Source organism: Pseudomonas sp. B21-017, from assembly GCF_024749245.1.
In the GTDB taxonomy this organism is placed as follows: Bacteria; Pseudomonadota; Gammaproteobacteria; order Pseudomonadales; family Pseudomonadaceae; genus Aquipseudomonas.
In genome coordinates this window covers 1,677,893-1,695,624 of the sequence record NZ_CP087194.1, presented here as the reverse complement: position 1 = coordinate 1,695,624, position 17,732 = coordinate 1,677,893, and the positions used below count along the sequence as shown (strand labels likewise).

General features: G+C 59.1%; 21 protein-coding genes. 1 reads left to right on the top strand and 20 read right to left on the bottom strand.

The window, feature by feature from the left end; all coding sequences use genetic code 11:
* Window positions 1–17: 17 nt before the first annotated feature.
* The 3 genes from LOY28_RS07500 to LOY28_RS07490 form a co-directional block, all read right to left on the bottom strand.
* Window positions 18–836 carry an SDR family oxidoreductase gene (locus LOY28_RS07500; RefSeq protein ID WP_018926206.1) on the bottom strand — a complete coding sequence of 273 codons (819 nt, stop codon included), beginning with the start codon at window positions 834–836 and terminating at the stop codon, window positions 18–20.
* Window positions 837–1,109: 273 nt separating this feature from the next.
* Entirely contained in the window at window positions 1,110–1,985 is an 876-nt protein-coding gene (locus LOY28_RS07495; protein WP_258613289.1) for an SMP-30/gluconolactonase/LRE family protein, read from the bottom strand.
* Window positions 1,986–2,026: 41 nt separating this feature from the next.
* Window positions 2,027–2,743, bottom strand: coding sequence for a FadR/GntR family transcriptional regulator (locus LOY28_RS07490; protein WP_018926208.1), 717 nt, complete (start codon window positions 2,741–2,743; stop codon window positions 2,027–2,029).
* A 243-nt stretch (window positions 2,744–2,986) separates the two neighbouring features.
* On the opposite strand from LOY28_RS07490, the gene LOY28_RS07485 reads away from it, so the two are divergent.
* Complete coding sequence (locus LOY28_RS07485; RefSeq protein ID WP_258613288.1) at window positions 2,987–3,859, top strand: triacylglycerol lipase; 873 nt, start codon at window positions 2,987–2,989, stop codon at window positions 3,857–3,859.
* A 57-nt stretch (window positions 3,860–3,916) separates the two neighbouring features.
* On the opposite strand, the gene LOY28_RS07480 is transcribed toward LOY28_RS07485, so the two are convergent.
* The 17 genes from LOY28_RS07480 to LOY28_RS07400 all read right to left on the bottom strand — a co-directional run bounded on the left by LOY28_RS07480 (window position 3,917) and on the right by LOY28_RS07400 (window position 17,663).
* Entirely contained in the window at window positions 3,917–4,477 is a 561-nt protein-coding gene (locus LOY28_RS07480; protein ID WP_258613287.1) for a DUF1285 domain-containing protein, read from the bottom strand.
* Window positions 4,478–4,493: 16 nt separating this feature from the next.
* Window positions 4,494–5,099 (bottom strand): DUF4823 domain-containing protein, encoded by a 606-nt coding sequence (locus LOY28_RS07475; protein ID WP_018926211.1) that lies wholly within the window; start codon window positions 5,097–5,099, stop codon window positions 4,494–4,496.
* A 246-nt stretch (window positions 5,100–5,345) separates the two neighbouring features.
* Window positions 5,346–6,314 (bottom strand): GTP 3',8-cyclase MoaA, encoded by a 969-nt coding sequence (locus LOY28_RS07470; RefSeq protein ID WP_018926212.1) that lies wholly within the window; start codon window positions 6,312–6,314, stop codon window positions 5,346–5,348.
* Window positions 6,315–6,460: 146 nt separating this feature from the next.
* Window positions 6,461–7,099: a TetR/AcrR family transcriptional regulator gene (locus LOY28_RS07465; RefSeq protein ID WP_007942012.1), complete on the bottom strand. Its 639-nt coding sequence runs from the start codon at window positions 7,097–7,099 to the stop codon at window positions 6,461–6,463.
* 384 nt (window positions 7,100–7,483) lie between these two features.
* Complete coding sequence (locus LOY28_RS07460) at window positions 7,484–8,275, bottom strand: TatD family hydrolase (protein WP_018926213.1); 792 nt, start codon at window positions 8,273–8,275, stop codon at window positions 7,484–7,486.
* 14 nt (window positions 8,276–8,289) lie between these two features.
* A complete protein-coding gene (locus tag LOY28_RS07455) occupies window positions 8,290–8,646 on the bottom strand; it encodes a PilZ domain-containing protein (protein WP_018926214.1) in 357 nt (118 codons plus the stop codon).
* 32 nt (window positions 8,647–8,678) lie between these two features.
* On the bottom strand, window positions 8,679–9,665 hold the full coding sequence (locus LOY28_RS07450) for a DNA polymerase III subunit delta' (protein WP_018926215.1): 987 nt from the start codon (window positions 9,663–9,665) through the stop codon (window positions 8,679–8,681).
* Window positions 9,658–10,290, bottom strand: a complete 633-nt coding sequence (tmk, locus tag LOY28_RS07445) for a dTMP kinase (RefSeq protein ID WP_064616594.1) — start codon at window positions 10,288–10,290, stop codon at window positions 9,658–9,660. Before tmk ends, LOY28_RS07450 begins: the two co-directional genes overlap by 8 nt.
* A 19-nt stretch (window positions 10,291–10,309) precedes the next feature.
* A complete protein-coding gene (gene mltG, locus LOY28_RS07440) occupies window positions 10,310–11,500 on the bottom strand; it encodes an endolytic transglycosylase MltG (RefSeq protein ID WP_258613286.1) in 1,191 nt (396 codons plus the stop codon).
* A 3-nt stretch (window positions 11,501–11,503) separates the two neighbouring features.
* Window positions 11,504–12,319: an aminodeoxychorismate lyase gene (pabC, locus tag LOY28_RS07435; protein WP_064616590.1), complete on the bottom strand. Its 816-nt coding sequence runs from the start codon at window positions 12,317–12,319 to the stop codon at window positions 11,504–11,506.
* The gene (gene fabF, locus LOY28_RS07430; RefSeq protein ID WP_026286429.1) at window positions 12,319–13,563 is read right to left on the bottom strand and encodes a beta-ketoacyl-ACP synthase II; all 1,245 of its coding nucleotides are present in this window, start codon (window positions 13,561–13,563) and stop codon (window positions 12,319–12,321) included. Before fabF ends, pabC begins: the two co-directional genes overlap by 1 nt.
* 109 nt (window positions 13,564–13,672) lie before the next feature.
* Entirely contained in the window at window positions 13,673–13,909 is a 237-nt protein-coding gene (gene acpP / locus LOY28_RS07425; protein WP_003175607.1) for an acyl carrier protein, read from the bottom strand.
* 192 nt (window positions 13,910–14,101) lie between these two features.
* A complete protein-coding gene (fabG, locus tag LOY28_RS07420) occupies window positions 14,102–14,845 on the bottom strand; it encodes a 3-oxoacyl-ACP reductase FabG (protein ID WP_064616588.1) in 744 nt (247 codons plus the stop codon).
* Window positions 14,846–14,861: 16 nt separating this feature from the next.
* Window positions 14,862–15,800 carry an ACP S-malonyltransferase gene (gene fabD, locus LOY28_RS07415; protein ID WP_026286430.1) on the bottom strand — a complete coding sequence of 313 codons (939 nt, stop codon included), beginning with the start codon at window positions 15,798–15,800 and terminating at the stop codon, window positions 14,862–14,864.
* Between the two features lie 125 nt (window positions 15,801–15,925).
* The gene (plsX, locus tag LOY28_RS07410) at window positions 15,926–16,936 is read right to left on the bottom strand and encodes a phosphate acyltransferase PlsX (RefSeq protein WP_018926222.1); all 1,011 of its coding nucleotides are present in this window, start codon (window positions 16,934–16,936) and stop codon (window positions 15,926–15,928) included.
* Window positions 16,937–16,939: 3 nt separating this feature from the next.
* Window positions 16,940–17,122, bottom strand: a complete 183-nt coding sequence (rpmF, locus tag LOY28_RS07405) for a 50S ribosomal protein L32 (RefSeq protein WP_003179396.1) — start codon at window positions 17,120–17,122, stop codon at window positions 16,940–16,942.
* A gap of 13 nt (window positions 17,123–17,135) precedes the next feature.
* Window positions 17,136–17,663, bottom strand: coding sequence for a YceD family protein (locus LOY28_RS07400; protein WP_007942001.1), 528 nt, complete (start codon window positions 17,661–17,663; stop codon window positions 17,136–17,138).
* Window positions 17,664–17,732: the final 69 nt, after the last annotated feature.

Below are 17,732 nucleotides of genomic sequence, written 5' to 3'. Positions count from 1 at the left end.
CCTGAAACCCAAGTTATTCAGTCGTGGTACATGACCGAACGACCACCATCGATGGTGATGCACGAAGCGTTGATGAATGGCGCCTCATCGCTGGCCAGGAACACGGCAGTCATCGCCACTTCGATTGGCTGACCGATGCGGCGCGGTGGATGCAAGTCGAAGGCCCGTTGACGTTCGGCATGAGGGTCGGCAAAGCCGTTCCAGTAGTCGACGTTCAGTTGGGTTTCGATATAGCCCGGTGCGATGGCGTTGACGCGAATGCCCTTGGGTGCGTATTCGATGCCCAAGGCGCGGGTCAGCCCGAGCAAGCCATGCTTGGCCACCGGGTACGGGAAGCAGCCGGGAATGATGTGAGTGGAATGGGTCGAGGCGATGTTGATGATGCTGCCGATGCCCTGCTCGATCATCTGCGGCAGCACGGCTTTGCAGCCATACCAGGCGCCGTCCAGGTCGATGGCGAAGCAACGATGCCAGTCGTCCTCGGTCATTTGCAGCGGATCACGGAACACGTTGACCCCGGCGCAGTTGACCAGCACGTCGATGCGACCGTGAAGCTCAATGGCCAACTTGGCCATGGCGTGCAGGTCTTGCTGGCGCGATACGTCGGCCTTGATCGCCACGACATCCGCGCCTTGTTCACGCCAATGCGCCGCGACTTTTTCGACTTTCTCGGCCTGGATATCGCTGATGACCAGTTTGGCTTGCTGGGACGCAAAGGTCGCGACAATCGCTTCGCCGATCCCCTGAGCGGCGCCGGTCAACAGCACGACCTTGTTTTTCAGGCGCTCACCCTTCGGCGGTTCGGGCACCGGTGGCAAGGAAAGGGGTTCAGCCATGGATCAACACTCCTGTTCGAGGGCACGACGAAAACCGGACATCTGTCGATGTCCGGTCAAAAGGCTTTTGGGAATAGGCAGGCAGGCGTGCAAACGCCCGGGCGCCGGGGCGGCCTGAAGCACTGTCGACCCAAGGGAGGACGGTGGAATATCGCTGCATCACTTCACCTGTTTTGTTTTTTTAAGTGTGAGTGCGTGTAACTGATGGGGCCGACTATAAACCCGGCCACCAACAAATCTCAATATATAATTTTGCATCCCATATATTGGGATTTAACCTGCAAATCTCTGACAGGGCTTTCCGGGCACATCGACTCGAACCGACAACACCGCACCATCCAATGGATGGTTGAGCGGGCTCGCCGCACTGGTGATGTACAAGGTTTTGAAGTCTTCCCCACCAAACACGCAACTGGTGGGGCTACTGACAGGCAGTTCGATCACCCGATCGACATGACCGTCCGGGCTCAGCCTGAGCAAGCAACTGCCGTCCCAGCGGGCGTTCCAGATATAGCCCTCGGCATCCATCGCCGAGCCGTCGGGGCCACCCCGTTCGTGGGGGCCAAACCAGACGCAGGCGGTGTCGAGGTTGCCGTCGGTATGGATGAAATGTTGGTACAACGTACCGTCGAGGCTGTCGGCGAAATACAGGGTTGTGCCGTCGTCGCTCCATAGCAATGTGTTGGGGATGCCGAGCCCTCGAAGCAGCGGCGTGACCCGAGCATCGCGGTCGATGCGAAACAGGCCACCGGAGCGGCGCACGATCGGCAAATCTTCGCCCTGCTCACCGATGTTGTTTTGCATGGTGCCCAGCCAGAGCCGGCCCAAGGCATCGCAGCGGGCTTCGTTGGCGCGATTGCCGGGTTGCGGATCGACCACACAGAGCAAGGTCAGCCGAGGCTCCAGGCCGGGAGAGTTCAGGTCCAGCCGATAAACCCCACTGCTCAATGTCACCAGGGCATCGCCACTTTCGCAGGGGATGAATGCGGACACGTGTTCCGGCATCTGCCAGATTTCCACATTGGCGCCGATCAATCGCAGCGCCTGTTGGCCGGCGATATCGACCCAGTACAGCGCCTGGGTCGGTGCGTCCCAGAACGGACCTTCACCGAGTCGCGCACGGTGTTCGGTAACCGCAGTCCACGTCATGAAACCTCCTTTTTATGCTTTTTATGTGGGAGCGAGCCTGGTCAGCTTGCCTTCTTGTCGGCCATGACTTGGGGGTAAAACCGTTTGATCGCCAGGTCGGCGTTATCGATCAGGGTCATGCAGGCCCACACACCCCGCGCAGCATCCCGGGCGGCGATGGCGTCGGCCATGTCTTTGTGAATCGGCAAGGTTCGGCGCAGTTCGTCCGGGTCGGCGGCAGACACTTCGAACGACACCGCCAGCAGCGCGCCGAGGGCCGGGACCATTTGTTCGATGAATTGATTGTGGCTGGCGGCGAGGATGCACTCGTGGAAGAACTGGTCGGCGCGGTTGTAATCGATGCCGCTGTCTACGGCTCGTTCCAGCGCGTTGTAGGCCTGAAGCACGGCTTGCACTTGTTCCACCGTCGCGCGCTCGCAGGCCCAACGCACCGCCATCGGCTCGATGGTACGACGCAGGTCAAGCAAGTCGTCGACGAAGTTTTCCGGCAAACCGCTGCGCGACAGCCAGCCGACGACTTGTGGATCGAAGAGGTTCCAGCGCCGTACCGGCAACACCCGCGTGCCGACCTTCGGCCCGACTTCGAGCATGCCTTTGGCGACCAGGGTTTTGATCGCTTCGCGGATGACCGTACGGCTGACCCCAAGCTGCTCGCCCAAGTCGGCTTCAACCTTGATGGTCTGACCGGGCTTCACCTGGCCAGCGGCAATCCAGCACCCCAGCCAATCAACCGTCGACGCGTGAAAACTGCTGGACATGGGTACCTCACCGCCCGGTGAAAATAAAAATGAAACGACACGAAAGCCGTTCGCAATGGATGCCCACGCTAATCATCATATGATTGGGTGTCAATTGGATTTTTCTGGAGTTCTTGCCAACACAGGCATGACTGTTCGTCCGATTACTCCCCCGGCGCTTTGAACCCACCCACTTTGTAAACTACGGTTAGCCCGCAACAGATCAGGCTGCTTCACTAAAATCCGCTATCGTCAGGTATGAACATGGACATGGATGCGTCTACGAAATACCCCATTGTGTTGGTTCACGGTCTTTTCGGCTTCGACAGAATCGCCGGTTATCCGTACTTCTTCGAAATCGAGGAAGCCCTGGAACGTGCTGGTGCCCAGGTGTTTGCCGTGAATATTCCAACCGTCAACGGCAATGAGGAACGCGGTGAAAAACTGCTCGAACACGTCGACCGTATTTTGCGGGAAACGGGCGCCGCCAAGGTCAATCTGATCGGCCATAGCCAAGGTCCGCTGGCCGCACGCTACGTCGCAGCCCTGTACCCGGAAAAGGTTGCGTCGGTCACCTCGGTCAGTTGCCCTAACCACGGCTCCGAGATTGCCGACCAACTGCACAAGGCACTGACACCCGGAGAATTACCCGAAGCCTTGGTATTAGCCCTGTTAGGCGCAGTCGGCACCTTCATTTCGTTGATCAGTGGCCATCCGGAAAACCCCATCGACCCTCAAGCGGCGTTCGAATCGCTGACCAGCGCAGGCCTGGCCGCCTTCAATCGCAAGTACCCGCAAGGGCTGCCAAAGGTTTGGGGCGGGGAAGGCAACGAAGTTGAGAACGGCGTGTATTACTTCTCCTGGAGCGGGATCGTGCAGAACTTTCAAAGCCTGCAACTCCTCGACCCGACCCATTTGAACTGTAAAGTGCTGTCGCAGCTATTTTATAAAGAGAAGCACGCCAATGATGGGCTGGTCGGCCGCTACAGCTCTCATTTGGGCAAAGTGATCCGCTCGGATTACCCCATGGACCACTTTGATGCAGTCAACCAGATGGCCGGGATCAACAGTTGGAACGTGAGCCCGGTGATGCTCTACCTTGAACACGCCGCCCGGCTCAAGAGCAAGGGTTTGTAAGCCCATAAAAAACGGCCCGCTGCAATAACGGGCCGTTTCGTTTCTCGGGTTCAGCGCTTACGGCTCAAGTCCGATCGGGAAAAACTCGCCACCGCTCCAGACACCGAGCCAGCCCTGCCCGTCAATCTCACGGCTCACCGCCAGCTCTACCAATTGGTAGAACACATTGCGGTGAATCAGCGCTTCAAGGTTGCTGCGCACATGCACGTACGGCGCGGGCTCCTGAGTCACCGGGTCGATCACCACGCGCATGGGGTGCTCGACACCGGCGTCGGTGGTTTCATCGACGTTGGTGGTAAAGCGCAAGACCTGAGCCTCACCCTCGCCTTCGACTTCCACGGCTATCGCCACGAACGGTGCGTCGTCGACCTTGATGCCGACCTTTTCGACTGGAGTAATCAGAAAGTAATCATCGCCGTCGCGGCGAATGATGGTGGAGAACAGCTTGACCATCGGCTTGCGCCCGATCGGCGTGCCCAGGTAATACCAGGTGCCGTCGCGGGAGATGCGCATGTCGATGTCGCCGCAGAAGTCGGGGTTCCACAAGTGGACCGGTGGCAAACCTTTGGTTTTGGGGATTTGTCCCAACAGGTCATTGGCTTTTTGCGGGCCACTCATGGCGTTCTCCTTTTAATTACTGATCGCTGAGCCCCAACAGGCTACGAGCGTATTGCTCCAGCGGCGGGCCCAGAAGATCTTCTGGCCTGTTATCGTAGAACGTCAGTAAACCGCCACGACTCTTGATACGTGCAGTATCGATCAAATACTGGGTGCTGGTCTCGATCAACATGATCTGAATGACGCCACTGTCGATCCCGAGGCGATCCGAGCGCTCCTGGTCGATCAAATCGTCCGCGTTGCCGATGCGGTCGTCGGCCTTGGCAAAACGTGTATAGAGCAGGTAGTGAGCACCGGCGGCACGGGCTTCTCCCATGGCGGCGTCGAGGCCTTCCGGTGCGCGGGCGCGGCGGACCATCGGGAAATATTCGATAAAGCCGTTGAAGGCTTCTTCGGCCACCACGTTAGGTCGCGGAGAAGCAATGCCCGGTGGCGCGAAGGCGCCCTGGGCGATGTAGATGAACGAATCTGGCTGAATGCGGATGTTATTCACGCGACGGCTGTCGCTGTGGTCCAGCAGCCCCGCGTCGCTCATGTGGTAGCGAGTTCCTTCGGCCATATCGCTGACATTCATGCAGCCGCCAAGCGCCAAAACGGCCAGCAGCAAAACCAGGCTACGCATCCTTCCCTCCAGAAGCCGGTGACGGAAAACCGGCGAATGGCCGAGGGATGCAGCTTCCGCGCCAGCTCAGGTCATGTGCATTTTCAGTCTGAACAGACCTGTGGCGAGGGAGCTTGCTCCCGTTCGGCTGCGCAGCAGTCGTAAGTTCCAGGGAATGCGGAGCGTTTGGTAATTTTAGGGCCGCTTCGCGCCCCAGCGGGAGCAAGCTCCCTCGCCACAGCAAGCGCCCTTCACCGCAAGACCCGGTCAGCCGCCGATGATTTTCATGATGGTCGCGCCACCGGAGAACGCCACTTCCTGCTTGTCCCCCAGAGCCTTCACCAGCAGTCGCTGCAAGGCCGGCAATGCCTGATGACGGGGTTTGTCCAGCAGATCGCCGACATAGTGGCGATTGCTCGACGACAGGCAGCCATGCAGCCAGCCAGTGGACGACAAGCGCAGACGCGAGCAGGTACGGCAGAACGGCACGCTTTCGTTGGCGATCACGCCGAAGTGGCCCTGTCCCGGAATCTCGTAGCGCACCGCCGTGGCATCGACCGGCGCGTCGGCCTGCAGGTATTCGTAGTGTTCGCCGATCAGGCTCAGCAATTGCTGAAGGCTGACGAACTGTTGCAGGAAGGCGTTGGAATCACTGGCCAAGTGCCCCATGCGCATCAACTCGATGAAGCGCAGCTCGTAGCCGCGTTCCAGGCAGTAATCGAGCAATGGCATCACCTGATCGAGGTTTTGCCCACGCAGCGGCACCATATTGACCTTGATCTTCATGCCGGCTGCCGCGGCCTGGGCCATGCCGTCGAGCACGGTCGCCAGATCGCCGCCGCGGGCAATGCTGCGGAAAGCCCCGGCGTCCAGGGTATCGAGGGAAACGTTGATGCGCCGAATGCCGGCATCCACCAGCAGCGGCAGCTTCTTCGCCAACAGCTGGCCATTGGTGGTCAGGCTGATGTCCGCCAGCCCCATCTGCCCGACGGCGGTCATGAAGGCTTCGAGCTTGGGGCTGACCAGTGGCTCGCCACCGGTAATGCGCAGACGCTCGATGCCGGCTGCTTCGATCAGATAAGCCACGCCGCGTGCCATCGCCTCGGCCGACAACTCATCCTGCGCAGCCACCAGCCGTTTGCCGTTGGGCACGCAGTAGGTACAGGCGTAGTTGCAGGCGGAGGTCAGACTGATCCGCAAATTGCGAAAACGCCTGCCTTGACGGTCAACGATCATGGATCACTCCGGCGAAAGAAGATTCGAACGCGCAAAACTTGACTCACAAATCAAGTTTTAGCAAGCCCTATGCCTGAGTATATTCCTGCGGTACTGCGCCACGTAGCTAAATCATGGCTCATGGCGCAATTAGACAACTGGATGGCTCAGCTGCTCGGAGTGTCGGTATCGCGCTTGCGCTTGTTGCCCATGCGCACGCCGATGTCCATCAGGAACTGGAAAAAACCTTCCTGATCTTCCAGCACATTGCTCCAGAACGGCGAGTGATACAGCGCCACGGCGCCATGCACCAGCGCCCAGGCTGCGCAGTAATGGAAGTAAGGAGGCACGTCTTCGAGCTTGCCTTCGCTGATCCGGCCCTTGATCAGCAGGGTCAGGCGTTCGAAGTTCGAGGCGCGGATCTTGTGCAGTTCCTCGACCATCTCCGGTACCTGGTTGCCCTTGACCACCTTTTCTTCCAGGCGATCGAACAACCGATAGCGTTGCGGATCGCGCATGCGGAATTCGAAGTAGGCCCGGGACAGGGCTTCCTTGTCCTTATCGACATCGGCGGAATGCAACAGCTCGTTCAAATCACGCTCGTAGTCGAGCATCAGGCGCAGGTAGATCTCCGCCTTGGATTTGAAGTGCTTGTAGATCGTGCCTTTGCCGATACCTACGGCATCAGCAATCATCTCGACGGTGACACTGTCTTCACCTTGTTCGAGGAACAGCTTGAGCGCGGTATCGAGAATTTCTTGCTCGCGGCGACGAAACTCACGGACCTTACGAGGTTCTTTATGCATAAGAAAAGGTCTGTAGGGGTCAAAATTCGAAGCCGCGTATTATGCCTAACTTACGCCAAAATGCACGGATCATCCGACCATATATGTGTTTCTTGATGAATTCACGCGACCTCGCCGGTTGATGAGAACTCAACCGAAGCGCACGTATTCCAAATTTGTTTAAAAACCCGACCAACCAAACTGGACTCGGCGCGATACTGATCAATACTTCAACTGTCGGCGAGGCATCTCCCCCAAGTGTCGCGCCGATGAAGGTACCAAAGGATTGCGTGCCTTTGTTTTACTCCTAATGGTCTTAACCCGGATTCACCCCCCAGAACCCGGGTTTTTTTTTGCCTGCAATTTGGGAGCAAAGCCCGCCACAGGTTGCGACTTTTTCCAACGTTACGCCGATGCCCTGACGTGCGCCAACGGAAATAACCGCTTGAAATTCTCGGTAGTCTGCTCGGCAAATCGCTCGTAGGGCTCGCCTCGTAACATTGCCAGAAATTCCGCTACCTCACGCACGTACTGCGGCAGGTTCGGTTTGCCGCGATACGGGATCGGCGCCAGGTACGGCGAATCGGTTTCCACCAGCAAGCGGTCGGCCGGCACTTTGCTGGCCACATCGCGCAAGGCATCGGCATTGCGAAAAGTGACAATACCGGACAGGGAAATGTAATAACCCATATCCAGCGCGGCCTTGGCCATCTCCCAGTCTTCGGTGAAGCAATGCAGAACGCCTGCTTGAGGCAGCGCCGCCTCACGCAGCAGTTCGAGGGTGTCGGCCCGGGCGCCCCGGGTATGGATGATTACCGGCTTGCCGGTCTGTTGCGCCGCTTGCAGGTGCAGGCGGAACGACTCCTGCTGCAACTCTGCCGCTTCCGGTTCGTAGTGGTAATCCAGGCCGGTTTCCCCGATCGCCACCACCCGCGGATGATTGAGTTCGCGCAACAGCCAATCCAGCGCCGGAGCGGCACCGGGCTGCACGTCCAGCGGATGCACACCGACTGAACAATCGACGTCGTCGTAGCGTTCGGCCAGGGCTTTGACATCGGCGGCGTTATCGGCGCTGACGCCAATGCACAGAAAGTGCCCTACTCCCCTCTGACGAGCTGCGTCTAGCGCGGCATCCAGGGAGCCGTCGTGGGCGGTGAGGTCGAGGCGATCAAGGTGGCAATGGGAATCTACAAGCATAAAAGGGCTGCAACTTACATCGTATGAGTGGGACGGTCGGACTTCAGGGCTCCGGCCAGATGGGTTTCGATTCGACTGCGCGCGGTGTTATCGCCTTCGTTGAATTGCACGCCGACTCCAGCGGCGCGGTTGCCCTGGGCACCTTTGGGGGTAATCCAGGTGACCCTGCCGGCGACCGGGATCTTTTCCGGTTCGTCCATCAGGTGCAGCAGCATGAAGACCTCATCGCCCAACTTGTAGCTCTTGTTGGTCGGGATAAACAGGCCACCGTTCTTGATGAATGGCATGTAGGCCGCATAGAGCACCGACCTGTCCTTGATGGTCAAGGACAAAATGCCATTGCGCGGCCCCGGACTGATGGGTTCATTCATGCTGACCTCCATTTCTGATGATCAGAGTCTAGTCACCTCTGGGCAGGCAAGGATACCCATTGCACCAACAGCGCCTCCAGCAACAGCGCCGGATTGAGGTTGGCCTTGCTCATCACTTTCTGCCGCTGGGCTAGAATCCAGTCCTGAATATTCAGGACTTTATCCTGAGCGGCTTTCTGCGCCAGGTATTGAATCACCTTGCGCATGTCCGCCAGCCCCAGCCCCGCTTCATCCTGAGTCAACTGATAACGCAGGATCAGGCTCGACCAGTCGCAGAACCAGTCGAACAGCAGCAACATGGGAATGGTTTTCCATTCCTCGGCCAGTTGCGTCGGCGATTGCTGCTGCTTGAGCAACTTCTTCACGCCCTCGACCACCAGCGCCCGCTGCTCGCGCACGCCCTGGGCCTGCAATTTGACCGCGGCCAATGGCGAACCGGCAGCAAGGGTCAGCAGTTCAATGCGCTCGTCTTCCGAGCAGTCCGGCAACGTCTTGGCCAGCCACGCCAGACTCATGGCTTCGCTCGGCAAAGGACAGGCCTGCTGTACGCAACGGCTCTTGATGGTCGGCAGCAGACGACTGGTCTGGTGGCTGACGAGCAGCAATACGGTGTCGCCGGACGGCTCTTCAAGGCTTTTTAGCAAGGCGTTGGCGGCGTTGATGTTCATCGACTCGACCGGCTCGATCAGCACCACTTTGCGACCGCCCATCTGCGAAGTCTGAACCACGAAGCTGACCAGGTCACGCACCTGATCGACCTTGATCGCCTTGTCTGCCTCTTCCGGTTCAAGGACGTAGTTGTCGGGATGACTACCGGCCTTGAGTAGAAGGCAGGATTTGCATTCACCGCAGGCGCCCTGGGCGGTCGGACGCTGGCACAACAAACTGGCCATCAACCGCTCGGCCAGCGCACGCTTGCCGATCCCGGCCGGGCCATGCAGCAGATAGGCATGGGCGTGCTGGGCACGACCGGCCAATTGCTGCCAGAGACTGTCCTGCCACGGATAGGCTTCAGCCACGGGTCAACTCCAGCAGACGTGGCAGCAAGACATCCAGAGACTGCTGAACCTGCGCCAGCGGTTGAGCGGCATCCACCAGGACATAACGCGCAGGATCCGCTTTGGCACGCTCGAGGAAGGCACTGCGCACGGCATCGAAGAACGTGCGGCCTTCAAGCTCGAAACGGTCCAGGCGACCGCGGGCGCTGGCGCGGGCCAGGCCCACTTCCACCGGCAGATCGAAGATCAGCGTCAAGTCCGGGCGCAGATCGCCCTGGACGAATGTTTCGAGGGTCGCGATACGCTCCAGCGACAAACCGCGACCACCGCCCTGGTAGGCATAGGTCGAATCGGTAAAACGATCACACAGAACCACCGCGCCACGGGCCAGCGCCGGGCGGATCACCTCGGCCAGGTGCTGGGCTCGCGCAGCGAACACCAACAGCAGCTCGGTGTCAGGGTTCATGACCTCATCCACCGGCGCCAACAACACGTCGCGGATCCGCTCGGCCAGGGGCGTGCCGCCCGGCTCCCGGGTCAACACCACCTCGATCCCGGCGGCGCGCAGACGCTCGGCCAGGTATTCGCGATTGGTGCTCTTGCCGGCACCTTCCGGGCCTTCCAGGGTAATAAACAAGCCAGTCACAGGCAGTCCTTAATCAGAGTCATTGCGGGCTTTGCGGCGCCTGAGCATCCCGCTCGGGTGCTGGCGCAGGCTCTTGTGCAGAGTCTTGCGGCGCTACTTGTGGCACGTCTTCGGCTGCCGTATCAGGCGAAGCCGCCGGGGTTGGCGCCTGGGCATCTTCCGTCAGCGGCGTGGTAGTCGGTGCCGGGCTGGAACGGTAATCGGCCCGGCGATTGAGCTGGAACTCCCGCACCGCATTGTTATGGGCGTCCAGATCATCGGAGAACACGTGGCTGCCATCACCGCGCGCAACAAAATACAGGCTGTTGCCGTCCGCCGGATTCAACGCCGCATGGATCGCCTCGCGGCCGACCATCGCAATCGGTGTCGGCGGCAGGCCAGCGATCAGGTAAGTGTTATACGGCGTCGGCTCCTTGAGATGGGCGCGGGTCAACTTGCCGTTATAGCGATCGCCCAAGCCGTAGATCACCGTCGGATCGGTCTGCAGCAACATGCCCATCTCCATGCGCCGCACGAACACGCCGGCGATTTGCCCGCGCTCCTGCGGCACGCCGGTTTCCTTTTCCACCAGCGAGGCCATGATCAGCGCCTGATAGGGTTCGGTATAGGGCACGTCGGCAGCACGCTGGCTCCATTCCTTGGCGAGGACTTCGTCGAGGCGGTCGTAAGCCTTCTTGAGCAGATCGACGTCAGTCATGCCACGCACGAAACGGTACGTGTCGGGGAAGAAGCGCCCTTCGGGGAAAATCCCGCCGTGCCCAAGCTTGTCCATCACCTGGCTGTCGCTCAAACCGTTGAGGGTCTGTTCGAGCTTTTCATCCTTGGCCAGGGCTGCGCGGACCTGATGGAAATTCCAGCCTTCGACCAGCGTCAGGCTGTACTGAACCATTTCCCCGCGCTTCCACAGGTCGATCAGCCCTTCGACTGTCATGCCGGGAACCATACGGTATTCGCCACTGTGCAGCGGTTGGCCCGCCAGGTTGAAGCGCCAGTACACACGCAGCCAGAAAGCGTCCTTGATGACGCCATCGGCTTCAAGTCGAATGAAAGTGCGGTTCGGCGTAGTGCCTTTGGGCACTTCCAACAGCTGTTCCTGGGCGATGTTCAGCGGCTGTTCCAGCGCCGAATGGATTTTCCAGGCGCAAGCGCCCGCCAACAGCCCCGCCAGAACCAGTCCGGTTTCCAGCAGCAGCAATAATTTACGTCTCACGAATCAGGCATCCAGTAGCGCACGGGCAATGGTTTGGAGTTTACGGGTGAGCGGCCCAACCGGCCAGCTCAGTGCGGCATAGGCGCGCACCGGCCAAACGCCATAAACGCTGTTGCAGACAAAGACCTCATCAGCCCATTGCAGCTGTTCGAGGGTAATGTCGATGATTTGTGTGGGAATCCCCAATGACTCGGCTTGAAACAATAATTCGGCACGCATCACGCCTGCCACGCCACAACGTTTGAGATCGGCGGTCACCAGCACGCCATCGCGCACCAGGAACAGATTACTGAACACACCTTCGATCACCCGCCCGACCTGATCCAGCATCAAGCCTTCAGCATGCTCGGTGTCCTGCCATTCGGAACGGGCGATAACCTGCTCCAGACGATTCAGGTGCTTGAGACCGGCAAGCAATGGCTGCTTGGAAAGCCGTGTTGTACAAGGGAACAGGCGCACGCCCTGCTTCGCATGCACAGCCGGATAGGCAGCAGGAGGATTGCCTTGCAGAATGCGCCGGGCCTGGGCCGAGGGATCGGGGGCGTAACCGCGCAGGCTGTCGCCGCGGGTGAGGATGAGTTTGAGCACGCCCTCGCCCAGTGCGGCGGCATAGGCCAGCAGCTCCGCGCGGATCAGCTCATGATCGGCGGCAATCGCCAGGCGCGAACAGCCCTCGGCCAGACGCGACAAATGTCGATCCAGCAACAACGGCTGCCCGCCCTTGACGGCGATGGTCTCGAACAGACCATCGCCGTAAGCCAGGCCGCGATCTTTCAGCGACAAAGCGTCAGCCGGTTGACCGTCGACCCAGCTGTCCATCAGTCAGCGAACCGGCGGAACACCAGCGAGCCATTGGTACCGCCAAATCCGAAGGAGTTGGACAGCACCACGTCGATATCCATGCCGCGCGCGGTGTGGGGTACGAAGTCGAGGTCGCAGCCTTCGTCCGGCTCATCGAGGTTGATGGTCGGCGGGGCTACCTGACTGTTGATTGCCAGCACGCTGAAAATCGCCTCGACCGCCCCTGCGGCACCCAGCAGGTGACCGGTCATGGACTTGGTCGAACTGACGGCCAGCTTGTAGGCGTGATCGCCGAACACCGATTTAATTGCACAGGCTTCGGCGAGGTCGCCAGCCGAGGTCGAGGTGCCATGGGCATTGATGTACTGCACCTGATCACCATTGATCTTCGCATCGCGCAAGGCATTGGTGATGCAACGCGCAGCACCCGCGCCATCGGCCGGTGGCGAGGTCATGTGGTAGGCATCGCCACTGGTGCCGAAACCGATCAGCTCGGCGTAAATGGTCGCGCCACGGGCCTTGGCGTGCTCCAGCTCTTCGAGAACCAGTGCGCCGGCACCGTCGGACAGCACGAAGCCATCACGACCCTTGTCCCATGGACGGCTGGCACGGGCCGGCTCGTCGTTGCGGGTCGACAGTGCGCGGGAGGCACCAAAGCCGCCCATGCCCAGACCACATGCAGCCATCTCGGCGCCACCGGCGATCATTACGTCGGCTTCGTCGTACATGATGTTACGTGCCGCCATGCCAATGCAGTGCGTACCGGTGGTACACGCCGTGGCGATGGCGTAGTTAGGTCCCTGTGCACCCAAGTGAATGGACAGGAAACCGGAAATCATATTGATGATCGAGCCAGGCACGAAAAACGGAGAAATCCGCCGTGGGCCGGAATCATGCAGTGTGCGGCTGGTGTCTTCGATATTGGTCAGACCGCCAATACCCGACCCCATGGCCACGCCGATACGCTCGCGATTGGCGTCGGTAACCTCAAGACCTGCGTTACGCACGGCTTGAAAACCTGCAGCCAGACCGTATTGAATGAACAGGTCGAGTTTGCGGGCTTCCTTGACCGACAAGTATTCCTCGACATTGAAGCCCTTTACCGAGCCGCCAAAGCGGGTGGAATAGGCAGAAAGGTCGGTGTGTTCGATCAGACCAATGCCACTGCGGCCAGCCAGAATGCCCTGCCAGCTGCTCGGCACATCCGTGCCCAGTGGCGACAACATACCCATACCGGTGACTACGACGCGTCTACGCGACACAGCACTCTCCTTTTTTCAAATGACGACTTCGCACAAGGCCTAAAGAAAAAACCGCACGCCATGATGGCAGTGCGGTTTTTCCATGACAGCGAGCGACGACTAAAAACTATTACGCCTGATGGCTGGTAACGTAGTCGATTGCTGCTTGTACAGTAGTGATCTTTTCAGCTTCTTCGTCAGGGATTTCGGTCTCGAATTCCTCTTCCAGAGCCATCACCAGCTCAACGGTGTCAAGGGAGTCGGCACCCAGGTCTTCAACGAAGGAAGCGGTGTTGACCACTTCTTCTTCTTTAACGCCCAGTTGCTCAGCAACGATTTTCTTGACGCGCTCTTCGATGGTGCTCATACCTTGTTTTCACTCCTAATGGACAAATTCAGGCAGCTGGCCAGTGGGTAAGTGTATAGAAAGACTTTTCAGTTTTTCAACTGAAAGCTTCACTCCTCAAACCCTGCGGCCCTCTGCCGATAAAATAGATTGCAGCTTTATAACGGATTTTAGACAGCTCGTATGACATTTTTTTGAAGCAATCCGTCACATTTAACTCATGTACATCCCGCCGTTCACCGGGATTGTAGCCCCAGTAACGTAAGCCGCACCGTCGGACGCAAGAAAAGCGACCACAGATGCGATCTCTTGAGCTTGCCCCAGACGACCCAGCGGAATTTGCGTCTGCAAGGCTTCACGCTGCGCATCGGGCAGTTCACGGGTCATATCGGTGTCGATGAACCCTGGGGCCACCGAGTTTACCGTAATCGAACGCGAACCGACTTCACGCGCCAGCGCACGGCTGAAACCTTCCAGACCGGCCTTGGCGGCTGCGTAGTTTACTTGGCCTGCGTTGCCCATGGCACCCACAACCGAGCCAATACTGATAATTCGTCCCCAACGGGCTTTGGTCATACCGCGCAAAACGCCCTTGGACAGGCGGAACAGACTGTTCAAGTTGGTGTCGACAACGTCATGCCATTCGTCATCTTTCATGCGCATCATCAGGTTATCGCGGGTGATACCGGCATTATTGACCAGGATCGCCGGCGCACCGAACTGCTCCTGAATGCTCGCCAGCACGGCCGCTACGGACTCGTCGCTGGTGACATTGAGTTCCAGGCCAGTGCCCTGAATACCGTTTTCTTTCAGAGTGGCGGCGATACGCTCGGCACCCGATGCGGAGGTCGCTGTGCCAACAACGATGGCACCCTGACGACCCAGCTCCAGAGCGATAGCCTGGCCGATACCACGGCTGGCACCGGTGACCAGTGCAACTTTACCTTGCAGACTCATGCAAGCTTCTCCTTGATCAGACCAGCGCTGCACGGGCGGCAGCGAAAGCATCTGGGGTATTGAGGTTAGAGGTCGACACGCCTTCAGCGCAACGTTTGTTCAGACCGGCCAGGACCTTGCCCGGACCGCACTCGACCAGTTGGGTCGCGCCCTTGGCAGCCAGTGCCTGGACCGATTCGACCCAGCGCACAGGCTTGTAAAGCTGCTCAAGCAGATCGCGCTTGAGGGTTTCCAGATCGGCTGGTACGTCGGCACTGACGTTCTGCACTACCGGAATCTGCGGCGCCTGCCAGTCGATCGCTGCGATCGACTCGGCGAATCGCTCGGCGGCCGGACGCATCAACTCGCAGTGGGACGGCACGCTGACCGGCAACGGCATGGCGCGCTTGGCACCACGCGCCTTGCAGCCTTCGATGGCGCGTTCGACCGCAGCCTTGGCGCCGGCAATCACTACCTGGCCCGGCGAGTTGAAGTTGACTGCGCTGACCACTTCACCTTGCGCCGCTTCGGCGCAGGCTGCCAGCACATCAGCATCGTCCAGACCGAGGATAGCGGCCATGCCGCCCTGCCCGGCCGGAACGGCCTCCTGCATCAATTGACCGCGACGCTCTACCAGCTTCACCGCGGCGCCCAGGCTCAGGCTGCCCGCAGCCACCAGGGCGCTGTATTCACCCAGGCTGTGACCGGCAACGTAAGCCGGACGCGCGCCGCCTTCAGCCAGCCACAGACGCCACAAGGCGATCGAGGCGGTCAGAATGGCCGGTTGGGTTTTATCGGTTTGATTGAGTAGTTCTTCCGGCCCTTGCTGGGTCAGCGCCCACAGGTCGTAACCCAGAGCATCGGAAGCTTCTTTGAATGTTTCAAGGACCACCGGGTGTTGCGCGCCCAACTCGGCCAGCATGCCGAGGGACTGCGAACCCTGTCCTGGAAAGACGAATGCGAGGGAAGCAGACATGTAACAAGCCCCTAATGATCTTGTCGTCGGAGAATTGACGTCCCGCCAGGGGAACGCAAGAAACTGACAGTTGGATGGCTCATTGAACTGAGCGGTCACATTTAAGCATTGTCTGACGAAAACGCCTAAGGCAACAAATCTTCCAGGCGCCCATGAAGACGTTCCGGCAAGTTTTCCTGGATCTCGATCAAGGCGCGCTGAATCGCACTCTGGAAGCCCTGAACCCCCGCCGAACCATGACTTTTCACGACAATTCCCTGCAAACCGAGAAAACTTGCGCCGTTATGGCGTGCCGGCGCCAGCTCGGCCTGCAAGCGCTTCATCAGCGGCAGCGCCAGTGCGCCTACCAGTTTCGACGCGAAATTTTTCTTGAACTGGGCCTCGATGCGCCCGGCGATCATGGTCGCCAGGCCTTCGCTGGATTTGAGCAGGATATTGCCGACGAAGCCGTCACACACCACCACATCCGCCTCGCCACGGTACAAACCGTCGCCCTCGACAAACCCGATGTAGTTCAGGCCACGCGCATTTTGCAGCAGGGTCGCCGCCAGCTTGACTTGCTGATTGCCCTTGATGTCTTCGGTGCCGATATTCAGCAACGCGACCCGTGGACGAACGACGCCCAGGGCTTGCGCCGCCACAGACCCCATCACCGCAAACTGCAACAGATGCTCGGCACTGCAATCGACATTGGCGCCCAGATCGAGCAACTGGCAGAAACCTTTCTCGGTCGGAATGGCGGCGACCATGGCCGGCCGATCGATCCCCGGCAAGGTTTTGAGCACAAACCGCGACAACGCCATCAGCGCACCGGTATTGCCGGCACTGACGCACGCCTGGACCTTGCCATCACGCAACAACTCCAGCGCAACGCGCATCGACGAATCAGGCTTGCCGCGCAGGGCCTGGGCAGGCTTTTCGTCCATGGTGATGACTTCGGACGCCGGCACAATCGACAGGCGCGAGCGATCCGCAGCCGATTGGCCAGCGATCAGTTCTTCAAGTAGGGAGGGTTGACCGACAAGGGTCAGGTGCAGCGAGGGCGTAGCTGACAGACAAGCAAGGCTGGCCTGAACAATGCTGCGGGGACCGAAGTCCCCGCCCATTGCGTCAATCGCGATGACTTGAGCGGACAAGGATTACTCGTCAGCGCCCTTGTCGATCACTTTACGGCCACGGTATACGCCTTCTGGCGATACGTGGTGACGCAGGTGAACTTCACCGGTGGTTTTTTCTACAGACAGGGTGCTAGCCTCGAGAGCATCGTGCGAACGACGCATGTCACGGGCAGAGCGGGATTTTTTGTTCTGCTGAACAGCCATAATTGATTAACTCCTAAACGTTTGGGTCACGCTTTAACTGCGCCAATACACTGAACGGGTTGGACCGCGTTACCTCGTCCTCGCTCGGTTCGGGCTCATCTGCTCCCGCCGGCTGCTGGCATTCTTCCGGATGATGAGCAGGCACAATGGGCAAGGCGAGCAGAAGCTCCTCCTCGATCAGTGACTGCAGATCCAATGGATCTTCGCCCAGTTCCAGCACGTCATAACCTTTCGGCAACGACTGGGTATTCGCACCCTCCTTCACCACAGCATAACTGCATTCGCTATGGATCGGCAGGGTGACCAGCTCAAGACAACGCTGGCAAACCATTTTGACTTCGGTGTCGATAAAGCTGTGGATTACCACAGACTTACGTTCATCTCGTTCAAAAACGAATTTAGCCTGCACCGTACCGACATTGTCGGAAAGCGGGTCGCAGAGTCTCTCCAAATCGGCCAGCAGCATTTCACCTTGAAGGGTGGTGCCACGGTCAGCCAATTTGCGCGGGTCAACGTGAGGTGGAATCGGGTCATTCAACATAGGCGCAGCATTATAGGGATGCCCCCAGCCATGTCAAAGGAAATTCAGCCCTGTCCGCCACTTGAGCCT